Genomic DNA, 5,787 nt, shown 5'->3' with positions numbered 1-5,787 from the left:
GGATTACGCTTCCGCCGGTGAGAGTGCTCGCCGACACCACCCCACTGCGCAATGCGGACTACCGACGTCTGTGGACCTCGGGCATCGTCACCACCATCGGCGCGCAACTGTCCGTGGTCGCGGTCCCCCAGCAGATCTTCCAGATCACCGGCAGCTCCGGCTATGTCGGCCTGGCCGGGTTGTTCGGCCTGGTGCCGCTCATCGTGTTCGGCCTGTGGGGCGGCGCGCTGGCGGATGTGATGGACCGGCGGGTGCTGCTGCTCATCACCACCACCGGCACCGGACTGACCGCGCTCGCGTTCTGGGCGCAGGCCGCCGCCGGGCTGGACAACGTGTGGGTCGTGCTGTGCCTGTTCGCCGTGCAACAGGCGTTCTTCGCCGTCAACCAGCCCACCCGCAGCGCCACCATCCCCCGCCTGCTCCCCGAAGGGCAACTCGCGGCGGCGAACTCGCTGAACATGACCGTCATGCAATTCGGCGCCATCGCCGGCCCGGTGCTGGCGGGCGCGATGATCCCGGTGGTCGGCCTGTCCACCCTCTACCTGCTCGACGCGGTCGCCCTGCTGGCCACCCTGTGGGCGGTGTGGCGGCTGCCCGCCCTGCCGCCCACCGGCAGCGTCACCCGCGCCGGATTCCGCACCGTGCTCGACGGCTTCGCCTATCTCGCGACCCAGAAGGTGCTGCTGGCCTCGTTCGCCGTCGACATCATCGCCATGGTCTTCGGCATGGCCCGCGCCCTCTACCCGGAGATCGCGCACGAAACATTCGGCGATCCCGCCACCGGCGGTGTCGTCCTCGGACTGCTGTTCGCCTCCATGTCGGCGGGCGCGGTGCTCGGCGGCGTCTTCTCCGGCTGGATTCCCCGGGTGCGACGCCAGGGCCTCGCGGTGATCGTCTGCATCGCCCTGTGGGGCGTGTCCATGATCGGTTTCGGCGCCGCCGTCGGCTTCACCGGCCACGGCCTCACCCCCACCGTCGCACTGATCCTCGCCCTGGCCTGCTCGGCGTTCGGCGGCGCCGTCGACATGGTCTCCGCGGCCCTGCGCATGACCATGCTCCAGCAGGTCGCCACCGACGAGATGCGCGGCAGGCTCCAGGGCGTGTTCATCGTCGTCGTCGCGGGCGGACCCCGTGTCGGCGACGTGCTGCACGGGTTCGCCGCCGCGAGCGTCGGCACCGCGGTGGCCGCCTCCGGTGGCGGCGCGCTCGTCGTGCTCGGCATGGTCGTCGCCGCGCTGATCTTCCCCGCCTTCCTGCGCTACCGCGTCCTCCCGCGGCAGCGGAAGGAACTCGTCGAGCAGTAGATCCGGCCGGGTCGTGCGCTCGCCGGCTCCGGCGCGCCCCGGCCCGGCGGCATCCTCAACGGCCGGTCCAGCGCGGGGAGCGGCCCGCCGCGAAGGCGCGGGGGCCTTCCTGGGCGTCGTCGCTCCGGTAACAGTGGGTCGATGCGTGGCGGGCGGCTTGCAGAGCCGCCGAGCGGCCCATCTCGGTGGCGAGCATGACGGTCTGGCGAGCCGCCGCCACCGACAGCGGTGCGCCCGCGGCGATTCTGCCCGCCAGTTCCAGCGCTGTCGACATGAGCAGGCCCGGTTCGGTGACCCGATTGACCAGGCCGATCTCGTAGGCGCGGCGCGCGTCGATGGGGTCGCCGGTGAGCAGCAGTTCCATCATGACCCGCTGCGGGATCATGTGGATCAGCGGTGCGGCCCACGGCGAGCTCCGTCCCACCTTCACCTCGGTGACGGCGAAGCGGGCGGTGGTCGCGGCCACGCACAGGTCGCAGGCCTGGGCGATCATCCACCCGCCCGCGTAGGCGGCGCCGTCGACTGCGGCGATGGTCGGCTTGCTCAGTTCGATGGTGTCGTAGGGCAGGGGGAACATCTCGCGCGGCGGGACCGTCATGCCGGTCTCGACCATCTCCCGCAGGTCGCCCCCGGCACAGAAGGCTTTCCCCGCGCCGGTGAGGATCGCCACGCGCAGGGCGGGATCGCGCTCGAACCGGTCCCATGCGGTGAACAGGCCCGCGCGCACGTCCGCGCCGAGGCAGTTGCGCCGTTCGGGGCGGTTGAGCGTGATGATCGCGATGCCGTCGGGGCGGGCCTCGAAGAGCACGGCGTCCTCGGCGGCCCCAGGGACGGTGGCGGGCTGCTGATCGGGTGTGCTCATCAGAATCCCCTCTGCTCGATCCGATGGGCGGCGCGCGCCAGGTGTTCGCGGAAGTCCGGGTGGGCGATGGCGGTCAGCCTGCGGGCGCGTTCGGCCAGGTCGTGTCCGGCCAGCTCGGCCGCTCCGTATTCGGTGACGATGACGTCGACATCGCTGCGCGCGGTGGTCACCGGACCGGACAACGCGGCGGTGATCCGGCTGACGGTGCCGCCCTTCGCGGTGGCGGGCAGGGCGATGACGGCGCGGCCGCCGGGCGAACGCGCCCCGGCGCGCACGAAATCCACCTGCCCGCCGGTCCCGCCGAGATAGGCCGCGCCGCTCTGTTCGGCGTTGACCTGGCCGGTGAGATCGACCTCGACGGCGGAGTTGACGGTGACCAGCCGCTCCAGCCGGGCCAGCACGGCGGGGTCGTGGGTGTAGGCGGTGGTGCGCATGGCGACGGCCGGATTGCGGTCGGCGAAGCGGTAGAGCCGGTCGGTGCCGATGAGGGCGCCGGTGACCGAGACGCCACGGTCGATCGGCTTGCGCGCGTTGGTGATCACGCCCGCCTCGACCAGCTCGACCAGGCCGTCGCCGATCATGCCGGAGTGAACGCCCAGGTCACGGCGATCGTGCAGCAGCCGCAGCACCGCGTCGGGGACCGCGCCCACACCGGTCTGCAGGACCGCGCCGTCGTCGATGTAGGCCGCCACGTGACCGGCGATGGCCTCGTCGACGGGGCCGATGGAGGCGGGCGGCACCTGCACCGGCTGTCGCGAGACCCGCACGGCCACATCGATGTCGGCGGAGCGGACGCGTTCACCGCAGGTGCGCGGCACCCGGTCGTTGACCTCGGCGATCACCACCCGCGCGGAGTCGACCGCGGCCCGCACGTGGTCGCTGATCAGCCCGAGGCTGTGGGTCCCGTCCGCGTCGGCGGGCGCGACCTGGATGAGGGCCACGTCGCAGCCGAGGATGCCTGCCTCGATCATGGGACCGATCCGGCTCACGTGACAGGGGATCACCCGCAGCCGATGCACACGGGTCAGCGCTCGCAGCGCCCCGATCGCGCCCATGCTCACCGGGGTGAACGCATCCGCGGCCGCGGGTGTCAGCAGGCCGGAGAAGCTGGTGGCCACGAACAGCGACAGCCCCTCGATCCGCGGGCCCTGGGCGATCAGCGCCTCGATCAGGGTGGTCGGTTCGCCGCAGGCCTGACCGGCGACGATGCGGTCACCCGGGCGCAGGATGGCGCGCAGGTCGAGGTCGGCGGCGGGCAGGACGGCCGTCATCGCGCCCGGCCGTTCGTCTCGGCGGCACGGTCACGGGCCGCCGGCCCGGCCCCGGACCGCTTCGACGCGGACGCTTCGGCCAGTACCTCGTCGGTGTGAGCGCCCAGCCGCGGGGCCGGACCGCGAACCCGGCCCGGCGTCCGGGAGAACCACGCGGGCGGCCCGGGGAAGCGCACCGGACCGTCCTGGCTGTCCACGGTCTCGAAGAACCCGACGGCCTCGAGGTGCGGGTCGGCGAACAATTCGTCCAGGGTGCGCACCGGCGCGGCCGGGATCTGCAACTCCCGCAGCAGGCGAAGCCATTCGGCGGTGGTGCGCTGCCGGAACGTCCCGACCAGATGGGCGTAGACGGTGTCGATGCGGGCCGCGCGCTCTGCCAGCGTCGCGAATTCCGGCCCGGCCCAGTCGGGTCGCACCGCACCGACGAAGGCGTTCCACTGTTTGTCGTTGTAGACCAGCGCGGCGAGATGACCGTCGGCGGTGCGGTACGGCCTGCGATGGGCGCTCAGCGCGCGCGGATACCCGGCGGGCCCGAGCGGCGGCTCGAACATCGCGCCGTTGGCGTGTTCGACCAGCATGAACGCCGCCATGGTCTCGAACATGGCGACCTCGACCTCCTGCCCCTCCCCGGTGCGCTCGCGGTGCAGCAGCGCCATGGTGGTGGCGTAGAGCGCGGTCATGCCCGCGACCTTGTCGGCCACGATGGTCCCGGCGAAACCCGGTGCGCCGGTGAGCTGTTGCTGCGTCCACGGGATGCCGCACTCGGCCTGCACGGTGTCGTCGTAGGCGGGCAGGCCGGCGTAGGGGCCGCGGCGGCCGTAGCCGTAGCAGTTGGTGTAGACGATCGAAGGGTTGAGCGCGGCGACGGCCGGATAGCCGAAGCCGAGGCGCTCGATCGCCGCACCGCGCATGGAGTGCACGAAGACGTCCGCGCCGGGGATCAGCGAGCGCAGCGCCCTGGTTCCGGCCTCGGTCCGCAGGTCGAGCACCACGCTGCGCTTACCTCGGTTGACATTGGCGAACACCCCGCTCATCCCCGGCTCCGGGCCGACGGAGATGTGGCGGGTGTCGTCGCCGCCGGGCGGTTCGATCTTGATCACCTCCGCCCCCATGTCGGCCATGATCTGCGTGCAGTAGGGGCCCATCACCATCGCGGTGAGATCGATGACCCGCATCCCGGACAGTGGTCCCGCCGCGCTCGGCGCGCTGTCGTCCATCGCGTCCTCCATTCTCGGCAGTCGCGACGCTATCTGATGAATCTTTACAAGGATAGAGTGGAAAGTGGTATCCAGGAACGGTGAACGGATTCACCGGCTTCCGCCCCATCGCGCACGTATTGCGCGACGCAGCACCGGATTCCCCCGCCCTGACCGCCGCCTCCGGCACCTGGACCTACGCCGAACTCGACGAACACGCCGACCGCGCCGCCGGGGCGTTGTGGTCACTGGGCGTGCGCCCCGGCGATCGGGTGGCCGCCTGTCTGCCCAACGATCTGGACATCGTCGCGGCCTTCCACAGCGCGCAGCGGATCGGCGCGATCTGGGCGGGCATCGGCGAGGCGCTCGCCCCGGCCGAGCAGCAGCGCCTGCGCGAGCTGTGCGCACCCGCCGTCGTGCTCGCCGGTCCACGCTGGCAGGGTGATCGCGCCGCCAGCGTCGACCCCGAACGGTGGGCCGAGCTGATCGCCGACGCCCCCGCACCACCCGCCGTCGAGCACGACATCGATGCCCCGGCCGCCATCGCGTTCACCAGCGGCACCTCGGGACACCCCAAGGCCGTCGTGCACAGCCAGCGCAATCTGTTGCTGCCCGACGCGGCACTGGTGGCGACCCGTGGCTGGGACGCGAGCCTGCGCAAGGGCGACAGCTTCCCGCTGACCATCCTGAACCTGATGATCCTGTCCACCCTGACCACCGCCCAGGCGGGCGGGACCGCGGTGATCATGGACCGCCGCGACGCGGACGGGGTCGCCGGATGGATCGCCGAGCATCGCGTCACAGTGTGGAACGGCGCGCCCGCCCAGGTCCACGACCTGGCCCGCAGGCCGCACGCCGAACTGGCCTCGCTGCGCGAGGTCTGGAGCGGCGGCGGCGACACCCCCGACGCGGTGCGCGAATCCTTCGCCACCGCCCACGGACTGGTCCCGCGCGCCACCTACGGCCTGACCGAGGCGCCGACCGTCGTCGCGATCGACCCGCCCGGCCTGCGATGGTCGCCCGGTGGCAGCGGCCTGGTGTTGCCGCAGTTCGACGTGGCCGCCCACGACGACGAGGGCGTGCGGCTCCCGCCGGGTGAGCTCGGCGAACTCCGCCTGGCCGCCGCCGGACGCGGTCCATGGGCCGGACTGTGG

At 72.2% G+C, this 5,787-nt stretch carries 5 protein-coding genes; 2 read left to right on the top strand and 3 right to left on the bottom strand.

Going from position 1 to position 5,787, the window contains the following annotated elements; all coding sequences use genetic code 11:
• Positions 1-17: 17 nt before the first annotated feature.
• Positions 18-1,304 carry an MFS transporter gene (locus QH283_RS12565; protein ID WP_280503183.1) on the top strand — a complete coding sequence of 429 codons (1,287 nt, stop codon included), beginning with the start codon at positions 18-20 and terminating at the stop codon, positions 1,302-1,304.
• Positions 1,305-1,359: 55 nt separating this feature from the next.
• Here the strand turns inward: QH283_RS12565 and QH283_RS12560 are convergent, their stop codons facing one another.
• From QH283_RS12560 to QH283_RS12550, 3 genes are read right to left on the bottom strand one after another with little or no spacing between them, the layout of a single operon-like run.
• Positions 1,360-2,166, bottom strand: a complete 807-nt coding sequence (locus QH283_RS12560; protein WP_280503182.1) for an enoyl-CoA hydratase/isomerase family protein — start codon at positions 2,164-2,166, stop codon at positions 1,360-1,362.
• Positions 2,166-3,437: an acetyl-CoA hydrolase/transferase family protein gene (locus QH283_RS12555; protein WP_280503181.1), complete on the bottom strand. Its 1,272-nt coding sequence runs from the start codon at positions 3,435-3,437 to the stop codon at positions 2,166-2,168. Before QH283_RS12555 ends, QH283_RS12560 begins: the two co-directional genes overlap by 1 nt.
• Entirely contained in the window at positions 3,434-4,654 is a 1,221-nt protein-coding gene (locus QH283_RS12550) for a CaiB/BaiF CoA transferase family protein (protein ID WP_280503180.1), read from the bottom strand. The genes QH283_RS12555 and QH283_RS12550 overlap by 4 nt, the downstream gene beginning before the upstream one ends.
• Before the next feature lie 80 nt (positions 4,655-4,734).
• Between QH283_RS12550 and QH283_RS12545 the strand changes: the two genes are divergently transcribed.
• Positions 4,735-5,787: class I adenylate-forming enzyme family protein (locus QH283_RS12545; protein ID WP_280503179.1), on the top strand; the 1,053-nt coding region annotated here is incomplete at its 3' end.

It is taken from the genome of Nocardia farcinica, from assembly GCF_029867845.1.
GTDB classification, from domain to species: domain Bacteria; phylum Actinomycetota; class Actinomycetes; order Mycobacteriales; family Mycobacteriaceae; genus Nocardia; species Nocardia farcinica_A.
The sequence above is the reverse complement of the archived record's forward strand: the minus strand, read 5'-3'. Positions and strand labels throughout refer to the sequence as shown.